This window comes from Aquimarina aquimarini, from assembly GCF_900299535.1.
GTDB classification, from domain to species: Bacteria; Bacteroidota; Bacteroidia; order Flavobacteriales; family Flavobacteriaceae; genus Aquimarina; species Aquimarina aquimarini.
Window position 1 is genome coordinate 89,874 of the sequence record NZ_OMKE01000015.1, and the last position, 20,344, is coordinate 110,217.

Here is a 20,344-nt window from a genome sequence, read left to right on the forward strand (position 1 = left end):
ATGAGTAACACTAATAGATATTCTATTATAGGGGTTGGAATAGGTCCTTTTAATATAGGTTTAGCAGCATTATTAGCCCCAGTAGATGATATCTCAGCCATTTTTTTTGATCAAGCAGATGGTTTTGATTGGCATCCTGGATTAATGTTTGATGATGCTACACTTCAAGTTCCATTTATGGCTGATTTGGTAACTATGGCAGACCCTACAAGTAAATACAGTTTCTTAAATTTCATGAAAGAAAGTGGAAGGATTTATCCATTCTACATCCGAGAGAATTTTTTCCTCTTTCGTAAAGAGTATAATGCATATTGTAAATGGGCATTATCTCAATTATCAAGTTGTAAGTTCTCACATAAGGTAGTTTCTATAAAATATGATAATAATGTGTATGAAGTTGGAGTAATGAATACGAAAACCTCTGAGGTATCAGTTTACTATGCAGAGAAATTGGTTTTAGGAACAGGAACAACCCCGCATATCCCAAAATTTATTGATAAAAACACTTTGCCAAAAGTTATTCATACTTCTGAGTACTTATATCGTAAATCAGATATTCTGAAAAATAAATCAGTAAGCATTATAGGGTCTGGGCAGAGTGCGGCAGAAATATTTGATGATATATTACCAGAAACACGAAACGGTTTACAATTAAACTGGTTTACTAGATCTTCGCACTTTTTTCCGCTAGATAATAATTCTAAACTGACACTAGAGCTTACCTCACCAGAATATGTAGATTATTTTCATGGATTACCATATGAAAAACGTAAACAGTTGCTAAAAAGTCAAAGCGGACTTTATAAAGGGATTAATAAAGATTTGATCAATAAAATTTTTGATACTCTTTATGAAATGAGTGTAGAAAATACTTCATTAAATGTAGAATTACGTTCTAATTTAGAATTGAATAAAGTGGCTATTGATAGCAATGGGGCTCATAATTTACATTTCAATCAAACAGAACTTCAGCAACCATATCACAATCAAAGTGATTTTGTTATACTAGCCACAGGCTATAGCTATAAAGAACCTGATTTCTTGAAAGGAATTGAGGATAAAATAGATCGTATAGATAATGGTTTGTTTAATGTACAGCGCAATTATGCTATTGATAAAAAAGGAGATGAGATTTTTGTTCAGAATGCAGAGTTACATACGCATGGGTTGGTAACTCCAGATTTAGGAATGGGAGCATATCGCAATTCATACATTATCAATCAAATTGCAGGTAGAGAGGTATATAAGATAGAAGATAGAATTGCTTTCCAAGAGTTTGGTGTAGCTAGTAAAAAAGAGGCTAAACTTCCTGAAGAAGCATTAGCGATTTAACAGCCTGTATCTAGAAGTGTCATTTGGATTTTATATAAAACAGCATGAAATATGTCGAGTTTTTTATTGCCTAAATTCAAATGGCATAAATAGGTAGATAATAATAAAAAAAAGATAGTACAATGGTAACAACCACTAAAGATATATTTAAAGAAACCAAACATTTGGATGCAGATATTTGGGATAAAGTAAATCGAAATTTACTAGCCAAAAGCTTAGCAGAACTTATGCGAGAAGATGTGGCGAAACCACAAATCCTTAGTAAAAAAGAAGATGGCCTTACTGAATTTAGATTAGAGACAGACAAAGAACATATTTATTATACATTTTCAGCCTATCCAAGATACCTTAATCATTGGCATATAGAGAAAAAGAGTATACAAAAGCATGAGAACCAACAGGTACTAACAACGATAGATGTTCCTAATTTCTTTATAGAAGTTCAACATACTTTCGGTATAAATTCCTTTACGCTAGCTCATTATGTAGAAGAGTTGATACATACATTGTATGCTGATGCTTATATTCATCATAAAGGGCGCTTATCAGCAAAAGTATTAGCAGATTCAGATTTTCAGACTATAGAACATAATGTTATGGATGGTCATCCATGGGTAATTGTAAATAAGGGGCGTATTGGATTTGATTCAGAAGATTATGCAAGATTTGCACCAGAAACTGATCAAAAAATCCGTTTAATTTGGGTTGCTGCTCATAAAAGTCGTGCTTCTTTACAGTTAATGAAAAATACGAATCAGCAAGAGTTTTATGAAAAAGAATTAGGAAAAGAAAAAATAACATCATTCAAAAAAGTACTAACAGATGCTAATGTAGATCCAAACGATTATGTTTTTGCTCCTTTACATTCATGGCAATGGCAGAATAAAATAGCGATACAGTTTGCTCCCGATATTGCTGCAAAATATCTGATTCCGTTAGGAGAAGGTGATGATTTGTACAGCCCTCAACAAAGCATTCGAACATTGCTTAATCATAGCCATCCAGGTAAAAACTATGTAAAAACAGCAGTCTCTATTTTAAATACTAGTCACATAAGGGGGTTGTCGCCTAAACAGTTATCAATTGCTCCAGGCTTAACCGCTTGGCTTAAAGAGATGTTAGAGAGTGATTTAGATTTGCAAGAAATGGGATTGGTTTTATTAGGAGAAATTGCCTCTATTAGTTATGTACATCCCAAATATGATAAAATCGAGGATACTCCATATCAATATAAAGAATATTTAGGAGCAATGTGGAGGGAAAGCCCTATAAACTCTTTAAAAGAGGGTGAAAAATTAATGACAATGGCTTCATTGTTATACATAGATGATAGTGGAAGGAGCCTTGTTCAGGAACTTATAGAAAAATCAAAGCTATCTATAGAAGAATGGTTACGATCCTATTTTACAGCCTATCTAAAGCCTGTGATGCAGATTTATTACAAGCACTCCATAGGAGTAGATCCGCATGGACAAAATGTTATACTTATTATGAAAGATTATGTTCCTACCCGAATAGCATTACAAGATTTTGTAGGAGATATATTGATCAATGAAGAAGCTAAAAAGAAGCTCCCAAAAGCTTTTTCAGAAAACATGTTTGTAACATCTCCTAATCCCGAAAATGCTCCTTTGGTTATTCTTATTGCAGTTTTCGATGCCTTTTTTAGATATTTGAGTGATGTATTACAAACAACTGCAAACTATCCAGAAGATTCCTTTTGGAAATGTGTGCATCAAATTATTATGGAATATCAAGAGGAACACCCTGAAATGAAGAAGAAGTTTGAAAAATTTGATATACATATACCACAATTCAAACGCCTTATTTTTAATAGTCGACGATTGTATAATGGATATGAAGAAACATCAGGGTTTCCACACATGAAAAAAAGCGGTAAAGTACCTAATCCTATGTATGATTTGATAGCAGCATCTGAAGCAGTAGCACTAAATGACAATTAATGAGGACCGTTTTATATAAAACACGTTCTTTCTTTAGTCTTTTGTGGGATGCTCTATTAGGTAAAGAAAGTAATTTTGTAAGTGGTAATATTAATAGAACTATAGTTTTATTATCTGCACCAATGGTTGCAGAATTATTTATGGAATCTTTATTCGTTTGTGCGAATCTGTTTTTTATAAGTAAAGCAGGAATGAATGCGATTTCTATTGCAGGGGCAACTACTTCTGTTATAACGTTATGTTATTCTGTTTCTATAGGATTAAGTATTGCGGCTTCGGCAGTAATTTCTAGAAGGATTGGAGAAAAGAATTTTGAAGGGGCTGGGCTTACTGCAATGCAAGTGATTTACCTTGCAGTACCACTAGCATTACTTATAAGTGTCTTGTGTTTTGTTTGGACTACTGATATATTGCATCTTATAGGGCTTTCTCCTGCTATGATAGAGGAAGGAACTTCTTATTCTAGAGTAATGTTTGCCTGTAGTGGGTTTCTTATTCTACGTATTACAGTCAACGGAGTTTTTAGAGGGGCAGGTGATGCATCTACCGCGATGAGAACACAATGGTTGTCTAATGGACTTAATATAATATTATGTCCCATACTAATTTTTGGATGGGGCATAGTACCTGCTTATGGCCTACTTGGAGTAGCAATAGCTACAGGAGTTTCTAGAATGATAGGAGTATGTTACCAAGCATGGCATTTAGTAAAGGGTAAAACCGTGATGAAGATAGGTAGAGAGCAGTTAATTTTCCATTTTGGTATTTTTAAGAAGGTACTGAATCTGGCTATGGGGGGTACCTTACAGTTCATTATACCTGCCTCTAGTTGGGTGTTTATGATAAAGATTATCTCATATTTTGGAGAGAATGCATTAGAAGGTTATATTTTGGCTCAACGAGTAGCCTCTATAGCTACGATGCCTGCTTGGGGAATTGCAAATGCAGCAGGGATACTTACTGGACAGAATCTAGGAGCTAATCAACCAGATCGTGCAGAAAAATCAGTATGGAGAGCAGGAATTATAAACATGGGGTTCTTGATAATAATAGCCATTTGTTGGTTTTTCTTAGCAAGACCCGTTGTAGAAATATTTTCTAATGTCCCAGAAATCGTTAATCATAGTATTACATACATAAATTTTATTTCAATGGCATATGTGTTATTAGGGTATACTATGGTTATTTCTAGAGCTTTGAACTCTGCAGGGCAAGTAATGGTGGTTACGCTACTTTACATTCTTATGTTTTATGTAATACAGATTCCTCTTTCTCATACATTGGGAGTCACTTTTAGTTTAGGGCCGAATGGTGTTTTTACAGCCATATTGATTTCAGAAATTATTCTGGCTACAGCTTTTATTTTGATTTTTCGAAAAGGAAAATGGAAGAATAAAAAAGTATAACTGATATTAAATTAATTAAAAAATAAAAGAAATGAATACGAAAGAACAATTACAGCAGGTATTCGCAAAAGCATTTGAAATACCTGCAGAAACAATAACCGATCAGCTCGAATATCAAGGTATTGCAGAGTGGGATTCTATGAGTCACCTGGTATTGGTAGAAGAAATAGAAACTGCTTATAAAGTCTCTATAGAGATGGAAGATGTCTTAGAGATGGGAAGTGTTATTAAGGTAAGAGATATGTTAAAAAAATATGGGATAGAAATTATTTAAAAGTATATACTATAACTATAAAACATAAAATAATGAGACTATATGATCTAATACAGCAAAATAAAAAATTAAAGTTTGTAGATCCTGATTCTGGAAAAACGGCTAATGTTGCAGAGTTTCATGAATCAATAGCAATAGATGATTTTCATGGATTATCACTTATATATAGTAACAACAAAATTGAGTCAATAGAAGTATTTTTAAACTTTTTACATAGCCAATTTACCATTTCTTTATTAAGTGTTCAATTGAACCTTCAATTCAAAGAAAATCTAGAAGAGATTTATGAACCATACTATATATATGATCCTTCAAGAAAAGAAATTGATGGGTATGAGATGGATTCGGTATCAGAAACGATTGGTTTGTTTAGGAAAAAAGCTAAGCCAGTATATACTATTCATAAAGATGTTAAACTATTATTAAGTACATCTGGTACAACGGGAACACCAAAATTTGTCAAATTATCAGATGAGAATTTGGTTAAAAATGCAATGTCTATTATGGAATTTATGCCCATAAAAAACGATGATGTTGTACCTCTTAATGTGCCCATTATATTTGTATATGGTTTATCTATTTTTACAACAAATTGTATCAAGGGAGGAACAATTATCTGTACAGATAAGGATATTTTGCAAAAAGCATTTTGGGAAGATTTTAAAACCTATAAATTTTCTACTATTAATGGTGTGCCTTATGTGTATGAGATGTTACATAGAATAGGTTTTTTTAGAAAAACATACGAATCCTTACGATATATAACACAAGGAGGAGGAGGGCTTAGTAGAGCTTTGATTGATGCAATCGTTGAGTACTCAGAAAAACAAGAAATTCCTTTTTATGCTCAATATGGACAAACAGAAGCAGCGGGACGTATGGCTTATTTGCATCCAGATGATTTATCAGAAAAAGCACCTTGTATTGGTAAACCTATTAAAGGAGGAGAGTTCGAAATAGATAAAAAAACTAGAGAGTTGATTTATTATGGAGAAAATGTTTTTGGAGGATATGCACGAGAATTAGAAGATCTCAAGGTATATGACAGAACCAACAAATTATATACAGGGGATATTGCTAGAAAAGATGAGAATGGGTACTATTATATTATAGGAAGAATGAAGCGTTTCATGAAGTTATTTGGAACAAGGATTAATCTAGATGAAATAGAATTAATCCTGAAAAATAACCTTGGAGGAGAAACCTTTATTTGTGTAGGAATTGAAGATAAATATTTATCTATTATGCACCTTGACGAGAGATTTACAGATAATGATATAAAAAAAGTGTTAAGGCACAAACTCAATATTCATGCAAGTGCAGTAAAAATTAGATATATAGAAAATGTTCCGTTAACACCAAATGGAAAAATAAATTATCGAGAAATAAAAGAACTTGCAAAGCTTTCAGAAATGAAGGTTTGACAATATTATCCATATAAAAATTCATAAAAAGACTCTTTGATTGTAGTTGCCATAACATAAATTGGAAACAGGTTTCAAAGAGTTTTTTTATTGTTAGAGAAAGATATCAGAGGCTTTTAGTATCTATTATTTTGTCTATTAGAAAACCTTATTACAGTTCAAAATAGCTTCAAAATACAGCCTCTTTTTATCATATCTTGAACCTTTGACGATAAAGCTCTAATGCATAAAATGAGTTAAATCAAGAAGAATAAAATTTCTATAACATTTCTATTTGTTTTTTGATTGATTCTAATAATAATTTAATAGATTTGTTTTATATTTATTTAGTCTAAATAATGATTAAGAAATAAAATAACAAGGAGTTCTTTGATTTGATTGTAATACTTAACCGATACTACTTTACAATTCAGGAAGATAGCCTTTATTACTCGTAGAAGTCACTAATAGATTTGTGTAAAAACAAACATTACTTCTGCGATTATAAAATATAGTAGCTGTAGTAACCAAGGAGATACATGGGCTTCAATTAGGAGTAAGTTGCGTGGATTTATATGCTTAACCTGATCTGGCGTGCAAAATGGAATGCTCATTTTGCGGTATTTCCTTGGTTTTTTTTAGATATTATATTGTTTTTAAGAAATCTCTCATCTTAAAAATAACCAAGAATGATCAATACTATTTGTAAGTATTGATTTTGAAAACTATAAACATACTTTTATTAAACCAATATTTTATTGCAAAACCCATAGGTCTGTTATGCCTTAGAAAGAAGGGTAAGATAATAGAATACTTATAAGAATATAATATGAAGAATTTTGATTGTATTACTATGGAATATTTTAGAGAACAGGAGCTCTTATTCTGGAAAATTAATGATAAAGGAAGAATTCCTGATTTTTGTTTAAAAAGGCTAGAAGAATTCAAAGAATTTACTTCTTGGGTAAAAGATTATTTTTCACATCCAGATAGACCAGTAAAATTTATTGTTTCAACTTTAGGAGATAATGATCTTTATAGTATGAGAAATGACTTTTCTTTTCTCACAAATTCTATTATATCCAAAGATAAATCTGCACTTACCCTATATGGTTATCTTTCTGTAGAAGCAATGTATCAAATATATAACTCTTTTGGGTTAAAAGCACTTACAGTTGCTTTTGTAGAAGAAGATATTTTTGGAGGTGCTTTTGAATGTGCTTTGGCACATGATCTTATAGTAGCAGAAGAGCAAGTCGAGTTTAGTTTGCAAGAAAATAAACTTTTTAATATGTTCCCAGGTATGGGGGCCTATAGTCTGTTATATAGAAAATTAAACACTAGAGATGCAGATGTTATTTTGACAGATAGAAGAGCCTATAAAACCAAAGATTTATATGATTTAGGTTGTCTTAATAAGATCGTAGAAAAAAATAATTCGATACAAATGTTATTTTCTTACGTAGAAACAATTAAAGAACGATTTAATTTTGAGTATTATCATATCCAATGCAAAAAAAGTGTTTTCTCTTTAACTAAAAAAGAATTGCTCAACGTTACCGATTTATGGATAGAAGCATGTATGAATTTAGACTCTTCTGATCTTTATGGAATGGAAGTTTTGAGAAAAGAGAAAGTAGAAATTTAATTGCAGATTGATATATAGCAATATTTAGAAAAATTAAGAATTAAGGTTCTTAATTTTTCTAAATGCTACTATAAAAACTGGTTTTTTTAGAGATGATTCTTTATGCTGTCGAGCACTTATATTTCTATATATTCCTCTTTAGAAAGTAAATGAGGTTTTAATTCAGATTTTACCTGATTAACCCATTTTTCTAAGCGAGCATCACTCAATTCAGATTCATTGTCATGATCTATAGCAAGACCATAAAAGTGGTCATCCTTTTCTTCTATCACAGCAACAGAATCTGTAAAACGATATCCTTCTATAGGCCAATGACCAATAATTGTACCTCCGTTTTCTAATATAACTTTAGCTAAGATTCCAATTCCATCTACAAAATACTCTCCGTACCCTATTTGATCTCCAAGGCCGTATAAAGCGATAACTTTACCTGTAAAGTCTATTTCTTGAAAATCATCATAAAAAGCCTCCCAATCACTTTGTAAATCCCCATCATACCATGTTGATAACCCCAAAATAAGAATTTTGAACTGATCAAAATCTTCTTTAGATACATCATCAATCTCTCTAACATCCAATTGATCAGCTCCCCAAAGAGATACAAGGTCTTTAGTAATATCATCGGTACATCCGGTGTCTGATCCGTAAAAAACACCAATTTTTTCCATAATAGTTATATTAAATATTTATACAAAAATAAATTATTTTTAATTATTCTAAATAAAAATAATGTAATAAATTTGAAAACTGAAATTTAAGAAGCATGTATACTTTAGATCCATTATATTATAACAGTACCGGAACGGCATATTCAATTAGAAATAGTGATTATGAAAAAGAGATAAAACAAAAAATACAATTACAGATAGGGGATATAGCTATTTTGATGGATATCAAAGAAATAGAGTCATTTCTTACGGTTATACGTTCTGCCAGAAAAGGATGTCAATGTGGTAAGTGTAATGGTAAGAATTGTTATAAAACCATAAAATGTAATACCCCACAAGCAGAAATTAATTTTAAATTAACTCCAGAAATTCTGGATGGGCTAGAAGAATTGGTACTAGGTATTTTATTTCATGAAGAATACAACAATATTTTATTGAGTAACGAGATTGGGTAAGGTTGGTTTTAAAAAACTTTTTTCAAGCTTTTTTCTCTATATCTTTTTGGAGTTACACCTTCTATTTTTTTAAAAGCTGCTGTAAAATGTGTAGAGTTTTTATATCCTACTAATTCAGAGATTTCATAGATAGCTTTTTTGCCATATTTTAATAGTTTTTTTGCTTTTGTCATTCGCGCATTTATAGCATATTCAAAAATGGTCATATTAAAAACGCGCTTAAATTCTTTTTTTAACATAAAATCATTAAGCCTTACTTTACGAGCTAATTCATGAACAGAATATTGAGTCGATAAATCAGAATTAATGATAAATTGAACTTCATATATTTTTTTGATAATAGTATCTGAAGTAGCATTTTTTATAGGAACATTAGGACCCAAATCTAGTTGAATAGATAGTAATTCTAATGCTTTAGATTCTAGAAATAAACGTTTTGAGAGTCCTTGCCGAGTATTTGTCAATAAATCAATAAGTATTTCCTGAGTTTGATTGCATATGGGCTTGGTGAAATTTTTATTTAAATTTTCTAATGCATATTTATTGTGTATTAGGTATTCTAAATCTAATTTATGTTTTTTAATAAAATGAGGGGTCATTATTATTTTTACCTCTTTGATTTTCTTATTCTTACTATATTGGGTTGACCCTAGAGTTTTTGATATATAAACAAGATAACTCTCTTGACTTTCATAAGTGAGGTCATATATTTTTCCATCAACTTTAATAATTTGCTCACCATCTATAAGATATGATAGCTTCAAAGTATTAGTAAGATAGCTACTATCAAGATTTAAATCTTTTTTTAATTGAGCATCAAAAAAGCCTATAGATAAACCATCAAAATAGTGATATTCTATAGATCCACACCCATATTCAGGCAAAAGCTCAAATTTTCTTGTACAGATTCCATGACTTGCATATGTGCTAACTGTTTTACTAACAGTGTTTAAAATGCAATCTATTTTTTTGTTAGTACTTATATTTTTAGAAGACACCATATTACGTCTTTTTTTATCCATAATACGTCGTTTTTATCTTTCCCCAGATATTAATTTTGCATTTATATTTATTTAGATCAAATATATATAATATTATGAATTCTCAATAAATTGTTAAATAAAATAGTATGTCAGTGTTTGTTTTAAGAAGAAATAGTTGTCTGTTTTTTCTGTTTTTATGTAGTATTGTTTGTAATGCTCAAACCAATATTACAGGTGTAGTAATTGATCAAAATTCTAATCCTGTCCCAGAAGCATCTATACAGGTTGTAGAACTCAAAAAGAAAGGTGTAGTAAGTGATTTCGAAGGTAGATTTACTCTTGAAATTCCTTCTGGGTCTTATACCTTAAAAATAAGTTATGTAGGGTTTAAAACGTACTTGCAGAAAGTAGATGTAATCAGTTCAGAAACCACATCACTTACCATAAGATTGCAAGAAGACATTAATAAATTGAGTGATGTTATTGTAAAAGGAAGAACCAAGGCCCAAAAAACTCGTGAAAAAGCATTTGAGGTAGAAGTAATAGAGACCAAAGGTTTAAAGAATATGAGTGTTGATGTAAATTCTGTTCTTATGACAATTCCAGGAGTTAATATCAGACAAAATGGAGGTTTGGGTTCAGGATTTGATTTTTCATTAAACGGTTTATCAGGTAAGCAAGTAAAGTTTTTTATAGATGGAATACCACAAGAAAACTTTGGTAGCTCATTATCACTCAATAACTTTCCAGCTACGTTGGTAGAAAGAGCAGAAGTGTTCAAAGGCGTTGTACCTATTTATTTGGGAGCAGATGCACTGGGAGGAGCTATAAATATAATTACCAATCAACGTAAGAATGATTTTCTTGATGTATCCTATGATATAGGGTCTTTTAATACCCATCGTGCAACATTAAACGGTCAGTATTATAGTGATAAGGGGTTTGTAGCAAAAGTATCTTCATTTTATAACTATTCAGATAATGATTATAAAATTGATGGGATAGAAATAAGAGATGAGCTGGGTAACGACACAGGAACTATACGCAATGGTGTAAGACGATTTCACGATGCTTATAATTCTCAAATGATTAATGTAAAAGCAGGGATAGTAGATAAAAAAATAGCAGATCAACTATTGGTAGGAATTACAGCATCTGCCAATAGAAATGAAATTCAGCATCCAATTGATCCACAAAACCCATTTGGGGAGGTGTTTGAAGAAAATAATGTAATTCAAGCTTCAATTATTTATGAAAAAAGAAACTTGCTAAAAGAAAAATTAAACCTGAAATTATTTGCAGCTATTAGTGAGAATAATGATAAAAAGGTGGATACTTCTTCTAGAAAATATGATTGGTTTGGAGGTTTTATAGAAAGATCAGATCAAGATAAAGGAGAATTTGAATTCAGTAAAACTCTATTTGAGTTTAAAGATAAAATGCATTTGCTTAATGCTTCTGCCAATTATAAAATAGGAGAACAAAGCACATTAAATTTTAACTACACAAAAAACTACCTCAAAAGACAAGGAGAAGACCCTGCAAGAGCAGGAAGGATAGCGTTTAATGATCCTCATATTTTAGATAAAAACATACTCGGGTTATCCTATGATGTAAGTCTTTTTGAAGACTCTTGGAGTACAACATTATTTACCAAAGGGTATCTGCTAAACTCTGAAGGTATAATTGAAGATGTTTATGCCAATGATGAAGATCGTTACACAAAATTCAAAAATAATTTTGAAGAATTAGGATATGGGGTAGCGTCTACTTATAAAATGTCAGACCGTATTCAGGTCAAAGGTTCTTTTGAAAGAACGTTTAGAATACCCGAAGGATATGAAGCTTTTGGAGATGGACTGTTACTAAAAACAAATCCCAATTTATTACCAGAAGAAAGCTATAATGTAAATATTGGTTTTTTATTAAACAATCAATGGGATAAACTAAGAGTTAATTTTGACACTAATTTCTTTATTAGAGACACAAAAAACTTAATTGTCTTATGGTCTGAAGGGATTAACTCCAGATATTTTAATACTGCTGATGCTAGTAGTATTGGTATAGAAGGAGAAATAAAGGCTACATATAACGATAATTTTTTCGTTGCTGTTAATGCTACTTACCAAAAAATACAAGATGATGTATTAAATGAACGCATAGCTAATATACCATATCTATTCGGAAACTTAAGAGCTGGGTATAATATACCAAACATACTTTCTAACCATGATAAGATGTCTCTTTCTTTGGATTCTTATTTTGTGAATGAATTCCCTTTTCAGTCCTTTAGTCAAGGAGCACCTGAAGAGAGATTTTTTATTCCCGAACAATTATCTCATAACATTCAACTAGGGTATTCTTTTAAGCAAGGAAAGTATAATATTTCTGTACAAGCACGAAATGTTACAGATGCGATAGTCAAAGATAACCTTGATATACAAAAGCCAGGAAGAGCTTTTTATCTAAAACTAAGATACTTTATATCGAACTAAATTTTACAATAATTACTAAAACAGAAAACAATGAAAACAAAAAAAATAAATTGGATAAAAAGTATGTTGCTACTTTTTGTAATCTCTAGTGTTGCTCTTTCCTGTAGTAGTGACGATGATACAACGATTACCCCTCCAGATCCAGAGCCAATTTCGATATCTAAATATGTAGTAGGCTTTCAGGCTAATCCAATAGGACAAGCAACAGGAGTTGATTATGTTTTAGAACTACCATCCCTTGAGTCTCTTACAACAGGAGAGATTACAGTAGAAGGACAGGGAATCCCATTAAAAGGATGGAGATTTTTTCATAGCGTAAACAATACTATTTTTTCATCAGGATATGGAGATGATGATAAATGTATTGCTTATCAATTGGATGAAGCTGGAAAATTAAAAGAAGCAGCAAACTTTACTTTTCAGTCAACATTAGATAACTATGCAGCTATTGATGATAAAACATTACTCGCTGTAGAATTAACTGGTGGTGTAGATGATTTTACCAAAAATATTCCTGATAGAAGTTTTTATGTTGTCAATGCAGAAACAGGCTTGCTAGAAAAAGTAGTTACACATGCCATCGATAGTCGTGTTGGTGAAGGAACAGAAGGGAGCCCTGCTTATATTCCATGGGTTACAGGAATGGTGCTAAGAGGCGGAAAATTATTTGTGTCTTACCATAAATTGTTACCAGATAATAGCTTTGCTCCTGTTGGGGTAGATAAAGCACACGTAGCAGTATTTAAATATCCAGAGTTTGAACTGGAGTCATTGATAGAAGACGAAAGAACAAGTTTTATTGGGATTAACGGGCATAGTACAGGAATCGAAAAAACAGAGAATGGAGATATCTACTCATTTTCATCTTCTTCTGATGCTGCTGCTATTACTGGAGCAACTAAACCTTCTGGAATTCTTAGAATTAAAAATGGAACAACAACCTTTGATCCAGATTACTTTTTTGATGTAGAAAACGCACCAAATGGTGGTAAGTTATTTTGGATGGATTATGTGGGTAATGGAAAAGCTATCGGTAGAATTGTTATGGATGATTCTTTAGGAACATGGACCGTATTTGCTGAACAAGGAAGTTTCTTTAAAATGGTAGTTATCGATTTGATCAATCAAACAGTAACAGATGTACAAGGAATACCTGCTCATGCCAATAGATATACTTCGCCAATGTTTGTAGAAGATGGAAAAGCCTATTTAAGTAGTCGTGTAGGAGCGTCACTAGCATCTGGAGGTAAGATTGAAGATGGAGAAACTCATATCTATATAGTAGATCCAGAAACAGCAATGGCAACCAAAGGAGCCAAAGTAAAAGGACTAACACTCAAAGGAATATTTAAAGTGTCTAATTAACTCTTCTTTTGATCTTTGAGGAGAAAAATAGCTTTTGTAAATCAGATTTCGTTGTCAGACAAGCCTTGTTGAATGTTGTATAATACCACTTCTATGTTCCATAATTATTCGACAGGCTTTGATGGCAATCTGATAAAATCATAAACAAGTAATCAAACCTTAGAAAAAGCGCTCCTGAATCATTCAGGGGTGTTTTTTTATATAAGAAAACAACATACAAAATGAAAAAAACAATAGGAATAATAGCACTTTTTTTGCTATGTACAACAAACACTTTTGCTCATTTCTTTTGGATAGAAACCAATCCAACAGGAGCTATAGGAAAGGAACATGAAATACGGGTGTATTTTGGTGAGTTTTCTAGCGGAACCTCAGAAAAAACAGATGGAAAGGTATTTGAAAATTCAAAACATTATACGCTTTGGGTAGTAGATCAAAACGGTAATAAAACAGAATTAAAAACGACTGCAGAAGATTTTTATCATGTAGCAAATTTTACACCCAAAACAGAAGGTATATATTCTGTTGTATTGGATAATAAAAAATATAAAGTCTTAGATTTTACAAAATATGATTATGGTATCTTTAGACCGCAATATCATTCTGTAGCCAAAGTAACGGTAGGCACAAGTAATGTGCACCAAACTGCGGCAGTTAATCCAGAGAGTATTACTATTATTGATCACTCTACAACAACCAATAAAGCAGAGCTTCAGGTACTTTTTAAAGGAGAACCTTTGGTAGAATCAGAAGTTACGATCTTTATGAAAGAAAGTTGGTCAAAAAAAATGAAGACAGATAAAAATGGAATGATAATTTTTAATTTGCCATTCAAAACCCGTTATGTGATTGAAGCAACGCATGAGGATAAAGAACCAGGAGTATATAATGAAGAACCATATCAATTTACATGGCATTGTGCGGTATACACAATAAATTGATATACAAAATCAAAAAATAATGACTGAAAAAGAGTTAAAGGCAATAGCAGCACAATTAAGTTGCCCTACTGGAGATTCGGGATTAGAGATAGCAGAAAAAATGAATCAAACCAATTCAGGTATGATTTCTAATACTATTGATCAGCTAAACCTAAAGCCAAATGACCATGTCCTAGAGTTAGGACACGGCAATGCAAGCCACCTTAGAGAAATATTTACTAAGACAACAGATTTATTATATACAGGATTAGAGATATCAGACTCTATGAAGGATGAATCAGAAAAACTTAATAAAGAATGGGTAGACAAGAAGAAAGCAGAATTTACATTGTATGACGGATGTACCCTCCCTTTTTCTGAAAACTGTTTTGATAAAATAATGACTGTAAACACCCTTTATTTTTGGGAAAAACCTGTAGAATTATTGAAAGAAATCTACAAAGTCTTAAAAATAGACGGAATGGCATGTATCACATTTGCAGATATCAATTTTATGAAAACCTTACCTTTTGTAGATACAAGGTTTGAACTGTATGATGTAGAGAAATTCAAAAATTTAGCAAAAGAAATACCTTTTAAGTCGATAGTAGCTGTTGAAAAAAATGAAATAGTAGAAAGCAAAGCAGGTGATACAGTAAATAGAAAATATTTGATTATGAAGCTTACAAAATAATTTTAATGCTATTGTGAACAAAGCATAAAAACACCTTGTAAAAATGACCATAGCTACTACATCTGATGTCTAGTAATTACTGAACAAAAGAATATTTTTCTATTTTTAATATATTCAAATAATAAATGAATATAAGGTGTCATCAAAGAAATAATAGCAAATCTCAGAAAAATCATAACAAGCGATAATTAATTAAAAGACACCAATATAATGTATCGCTTTTCATTATAACGAATTGATCTTTTTTGATCAATTCGTTTCATTTCTTCATAGAAACATTTTTATGATGCCTTAAACCTCAAATATATGAGGGTTTTCCACACGTGTATACTGGTGTTTTTAGATTAACTTTGATACTATAGGATAGGTATGCATTTTAACGAAAAACTACACCTTGTCTGTTTTTCAGGGGTTTTACCGATAGTTGATGGGTTTTCAAATATATCAGCAAAATTTTAACAAAGGAAGTAATTAAATTAGTTAGTGCACATTACCTGTTATTAATTGTTATTTCCTTCCATATGAAAAAACACTGCATTTTTATTTTTATTACAATTATCAGTATCCTTCATACTTATGGACAGCTAAGTGATTTACATTATTTGCCCCCACTAAAACAGGGTAATGGTGGCACAGGATCAATAAGTCAGCAAAGAATTTATTTATCTACACCAGAAGCAACACCCTTTGATGTAGTTATTTATAGAGGAACCAGTATGACACCTATAGCAACCATAACCAATTTGTCTAATACAAATTCTCAGACATATAATCTGGCAAATGGAAATAACGGAATAACTTTAGTGAATACAAATAGTACAGGGATTGTATTAAATAATGGAGGATTAAAATTTGAATCCGCAGGAGGACAGAAGTTTTATGTAAATTATAGAGGAAGGTCTAATTCTCAAGCAACTTCATTAACATCAAAAGGGAGGCAAGCAATGGGAACCTCTTTTAAATGGGGTGGAAGACCAAATTATGGAAATGGACATAATACGTTAAATGCTGTAGTTGGAATTATGGCCACGACAGACAATACAACCGTAACTGTCTTTGGATATAACACAGACTGTACATTTAGAAATACAAGTAACGCCTCAGGAATTACTGCCGATAATATAACAATTACTTTGAATGAAGGGCAATCATATGTGTTAGAGGCTCCTAGAAATAATACGACAGCAAATATTGATGGGTGGTTGGGAGCAACAATACAATCTAATAAAAATATAGTAATCTCAAACGGAAACCTTAATGGAGCTCCTTCTGCAACAAGTAATAGTCGTGATGCAGGAATAGATCAACCAGTTCCAGAAAATGTATTAGGTAGAGAATATGTATTTATTAGAACTAATGGGTCTAATGTAAACGAAACACCAATTATTATTGGTACGCAGAACGGAACAGATATTTTTGTAAATGGTTCGGGAACTCCAATTGCTACAATTAATAATGGAGAATATTTTGTAATTCCTGCAACTAATTATTCTTCCTCGTCCTTAGGAGGTAATATGTATGTAACTACGAACAAAGAAGTATATGCATACCAAAATATAGCAGGATCCAGTGGTATACAAACAGGAGGATTAAATTTTATTGCTCCAGTCAATTGTTTACTGCCACCAGCAATGGATAATATTAATGATATACGCAATGTAGCTGGAGCTAATTTTACAGGTGGAATTACAATTACAGCAGCATCAAGCACTCCAGACGCTAATATTGTAGTAACCGATAATACAGGAGCTGTTACACTACCATCCTCTATTCCAGTTGCAGGAACTTCAGATTGGAAAACAATTACAGTTTCAGGCCTCACAGGAGATGTCAAAGTACAATCTACAGGGCCAATCGCAGTAGGTTTTTTTGGTGTAAGTGGCAATGCAGGAATTGCAGGTTACTTTTCAGGATTTGATACAGTACCAGTTGTTCAACTTGATGTAACAGGAGGAGGTTGTTTACCAGGATCTGATGTGTTTGAAATCTCTGCCAGTTTTGATGCATATCAATGGTTTGAAAATGGAGTTGAAATATCAGGGGCAACTACAAGTGCCTATACTCCTATGGGACCTGGAGATTTCTTTGTAAGAGTTACTAGAGGAACATGTACATATGATTCGGCAATTTTGTCTGTCTATAATTGTGCTCCAGAAATTGTACTTACAAAAACAGTAGACAATACTTCTGGAATCGAAGGAGACACAGTTACTTTTACAATAACAGTAGAACATCTTGGCGTTGACCCTGTAAGCAATTTAGTGATCAATGATATACTACCATCAGAACTTAGTTTTGGAACAGCAACCCCAAGTTTTGGATCATGGACAGCCCCTAATTGGACTATCGGAGATATGTTTAGTGGAGAAGTACACACGCTGACAGTAGAAGCTACAATCAATGAGATATCATCGGGAACCACAGTTACTAATATCATCGTTAATTCTCAAACAGAAGTAGAAGCAGATGTTTTACCCGATGATGATACCGAAGATATAACCATAATTAATAATGAACTAGCAATAACCAAAACAGATGGTGCTCCACCAGATGGCAGTTATGATACTGTAGGTGAAGTAATAACTTATGATTTTGTAGTGACAAATACGGGAGATCAAGTAATTCCATTAGTAACTATTGTTGATCCTAATATTGATTCAGGTAGTTTGTCGCCAGCTTCTGTCAATAACCTTGCGGTAGGAGCGTCGGCTAATTTTACAGCAACCCATACCATTACACAAGCAGATATCGAAGCAGATCAAGTGGTGAATACTGCCATAGCTCAAGGAACACTATCAAACGGTTTTGTGATTTCAGATATTTCTGATGATCCTGATGACCCTAATAATAATGAAGATGATCCCACGATTACACCCATAGATCAAAAAGGAGCTCTTGTTCTCCAGAAAATTGCACAACCCGCACCAGATGGATTGTATAATGCTTTAGGCGAGGTTATAACCTATGAACTCACTGTTATCAATACAGGAAATGTGAGTATTAATAATGTTACCATCACAGATTCAAATGCAGATCCAGGAAGTATAAGTCCGATATCTGTAGCAAACTTACCAGCAGGAGCCTCTACAGTCTTTACAGCACAACATACTATTGTACAAAATGATTTTGATAACGGGAATACAACTAATACAGCAACGGTGACAGGAACAGAAGTTGTTGAAGGAGCAGTTATAAGTGATACGTCAGACGACCCTACTACAGTGACTCCAAATGATCCTACAGTAGTGAGTATTCCTCAGTTTGGACAATTAGACGTAACCAAAGTAAGTAGTCCTCCCGCAGATGGAGCATATGATACCGTTGGAGAGGTGATTACCTATACTATAATTGCCACTAGTATAGGAAATGTAACATTAACAAATATCAATGTAGTTGACCCCAATGCAGATACTGTTGTATTGCAAAGTACAACAGGTACAGATTCAGGAGGAGATAATATTGTAGATAGTATGCTACCTACAGAAATCGCAATTTTTATTGCAACCCATACATTGACACAAGAAGATTTAGATGCTGCTCAGGTAATTAATACAGCAACAGTAGGAAGTGTTGATCCTGGGGGAGGAAGTGTAACAGATATTTCTGATGATCCTAATGATCCTAATAATACAGTAGATGATCCAACAGTAGTATCTACCATATCAACACCATCTATGACAGTAACAAAGGTTGCAGATGACAATAGTAATGTTACGATAGGGCAAACCGTTACATATACATATCAAATTACTAATACAGGTAATGTAACTTTTGATAACATTACCATTAATGATGCACATTCTGGTAGTGGAACATTAAGCACTCCCATGCTACAAAATACAACAGGAACAGATGATGGATTGGATACTAGTGTAGATGAATTAGGACCAGGAGAAACCGCTACTTGGACATCTGAGTATGTGATTACAGCTACAGATATTACCAATCAAATAGATATTAATAATACAGTAACTGTTACTGCAAGTCCAAGAACAGGTAGTATTACAGCACCTACTGCCATAGAAACGATTTCTGTTAATCCTGTCGAAACTATCTGTGGAAGCACTACGCTTTCTCATGATTTGACTGTAAATGCAGACCCTTCTATTGCATCTTTTAGTTGGTCTGCGATGGATAATCCATTAATTAGCGGAGAAACCATTACAACCACCACTACACCTGATATAACAGATACATTAATAAATTCGGGAACAGCAAGTCAAGATGTGGTTTATACCATTAATGCATTTGATGGTGGAGGGATGCTTCAGGATACCTATACCTATACAGTAACGGTACAGCCGTCACCCACAGTATTAAATACTAGTATGACAACTTCATTGTGTACTGAAGGTTCTTTAAATCAAAATTTGATTGATCATGTAGATAATTTTAATAGTGGAGTTACCTTTAATTGGTCTGCAGCAGATAATCCCAATATTACAGGAGAAACAACAACACTATCTTCTGACGCTACAATTACAGATACATTGATAAATACAGGAATAGCACCTCAGGATGTAGTGTATACGATTACACCAACCAGTGATGTCACAAGTTGTGTAGGTACAGTTTACACTATTACAGTAACGGTGAATCCTAAACCTTCTGCAACTACTACTCCTACAGATACGATCTGTAGTGATGTTGCCTTAGCTCATGATCTTACAGGAGATGTAAATCTAAGTGGAGTTACCTTTAGCTGGTCTGCGGCAGATAACCCAAATATTACAGGAG

General features: G+C 32.6%; 14 protein-coding genes. 12 read left to right on the forward strand and 2 right to left on the reverse strand.

Translation table 11 applies throughout. The features are described 5' to 3' along the window. From DG508_RS09055 to DG508_RS09080, 6 genes are all read left to right on the forward strand, one after another. Entirely contained in the window at window positions 1-1,332 is a 1,332-nt protein-coding gene (locus DG508_RS09055) for a lysine N(6)-hydroxylase/L-ornithine N(5)-oxygenase family protein (RefSeq protein ID WP_108867837.1), read from the forward strand. A gap of 122 nt (window positions 1,333-1,454) precedes the next feature. Next, entirely contained in the window at window positions 1,455-3,296 is a 1,842-nt protein-coding gene (locus DG508_RS09060; RefSeq protein ID WP_108867838.1) for an IucA/IucC family protein, read from the forward strand. Continuing rightward, window positions 3,296-4,702, forward strand: coding sequence for an MATE family efflux transporter (locus DG508_RS09065; RefSeq protein WP_108867839.1), 1,407 nt, complete (start codon window positions 3,296-3,298; stop codon window positions 4,700-4,702). The genes DG508_RS09060 and DG508_RS09065 overlap by 1 nt, the downstream gene beginning before the upstream one ends. A 31-nt stretch (window positions 4,703-4,733) precedes the next feature. Next, window positions 4,734-4,976, forward strand: a complete 243-nt coding sequence (locus DG508_RS09070) for an acyl carrier protein (protein WP_108867840.1) — start codon at window positions 4,734-4,736, stop codon at window positions 4,974-4,976. Between the two features lie 32 nt (window positions 4,977-5,008). After that, window positions 5,009-6,400: an AMP-binding protein gene (locus tag DG508_RS09075; protein WP_108867841.1), complete on the forward strand. Its 1,392-nt coding sequence runs from the start codon at window positions 5,009-5,011 to the stop codon at window positions 6,398-6,400. An 808-nt stretch (window positions 6,401-7,208) separates the two neighbouring features. Next, window positions 7,209-8,027, forward strand: a complete 819-nt coding sequence (locus DG508_RS09080) for an enoyl-CoA hydratase-related protein (protein ID WP_108867842.1) — start codon at window positions 7,209-7,211, stop codon at window positions 8,025-8,027. Window positions 8,028-8,143: 116 nt separating this feature from the next. Here the strand turns inward: DG508_RS09080 and DG508_RS09085 are convergent, their stop codons facing one another. Continuing rightward, complete coding sequence (locus tag DG508_RS09085) at window positions 8,144-8,695, reverse strand: flavodoxin (RefSeq protein ID WP_108867843.1); 552 nt, start codon at window positions 8,693-8,695, stop codon at window positions 8,144-8,146. 95 nt (window positions 8,696-8,790) lie between these two features. Between DG508_RS09085 and DG508_RS09090 the strand changes: the two genes are divergently transcribed. After that, a complete protein-coding gene (locus DG508_RS09090) occupies window positions 8,791-9,150 on the forward strand; it encodes a hypothetical protein (protein WP_108867844.1) in 360 nt (119 codons plus the stop codon). Between the two features lie 8 nt (window positions 9,151-9,158). On the opposite strand, the gene DG508_RS09095 is transcribed toward DG508_RS09090, so the two are convergent. Next, complete coding sequence (locus DG508_RS09095) at window positions 9,159-10,172, reverse strand: helix-turn-helix domain-containing protein (protein WP_108867845.1); 1,014 nt, start codon at window positions 10,170-10,172, stop codon at window positions 9,159-9,161. Window positions 10,173-10,279: 107 nt separating this feature from the next. On the opposite strand from DG508_RS09095, the gene DG508_RS09100 reads away from it, so the two are divergent. From DG508_RS09100 to DG508_RS09120, 5 genes are all read left to right on the forward strand, one after another. Next, window positions 10,280-12,628: a TonB-dependent receptor gene (locus DG508_RS09100; RefSeq protein WP_108867846.1), complete on the forward strand. Its 2,349-nt coding sequence runs from the start codon at window positions 10,280-10,282 to the stop codon at window positions 12,626-12,628. A 30-nt stretch (window positions 12,629-12,658) separates the two neighbouring features. Beyond that, entirely contained in the window at window positions 12,659-13,993 is a 1,335-nt protein-coding gene (locus DG508_RS09105) for a DUF4374 domain-containing protein (protein WP_108867847.1), read from the forward strand. A 221-nt stretch (window positions 13,994-14,214) separates the two neighbouring features. Further along, window positions 14,215-14,934, forward strand: a complete 720-nt coding sequence (locus DG508_RS09110; protein WP_108867848.1) for a DUF4198 domain-containing protein — start codon at window positions 14,215-14,217, stop codon at window positions 14,932-14,934. A 19-nt stretch (window positions 14,935-14,953) separates the two neighbouring features. Beyond that, window positions 14,954-15,607 carry a class I SAM-dependent methyltransferase gene (locus DG508_RS09115; RefSeq protein ID WP_108867849.1) on the forward strand — a complete coding sequence of 218 codons (654 nt, stop codon included), beginning with the start codon at window positions 14,954-14,956 and terminating at the stop codon, window positions 15,605-15,607. Window positions 15,608-16,128: 521 nt separating this feature from the next. Continuing rightward, window positions 16,129-20,344, forward strand: a 4,216-nt coding sequence (locus DG508_RS09120) for a DUF7507 domain-containing protein (RefSeq protein WP_108867850.1), incomplete at its 3' end; no start/stop codon positions are given.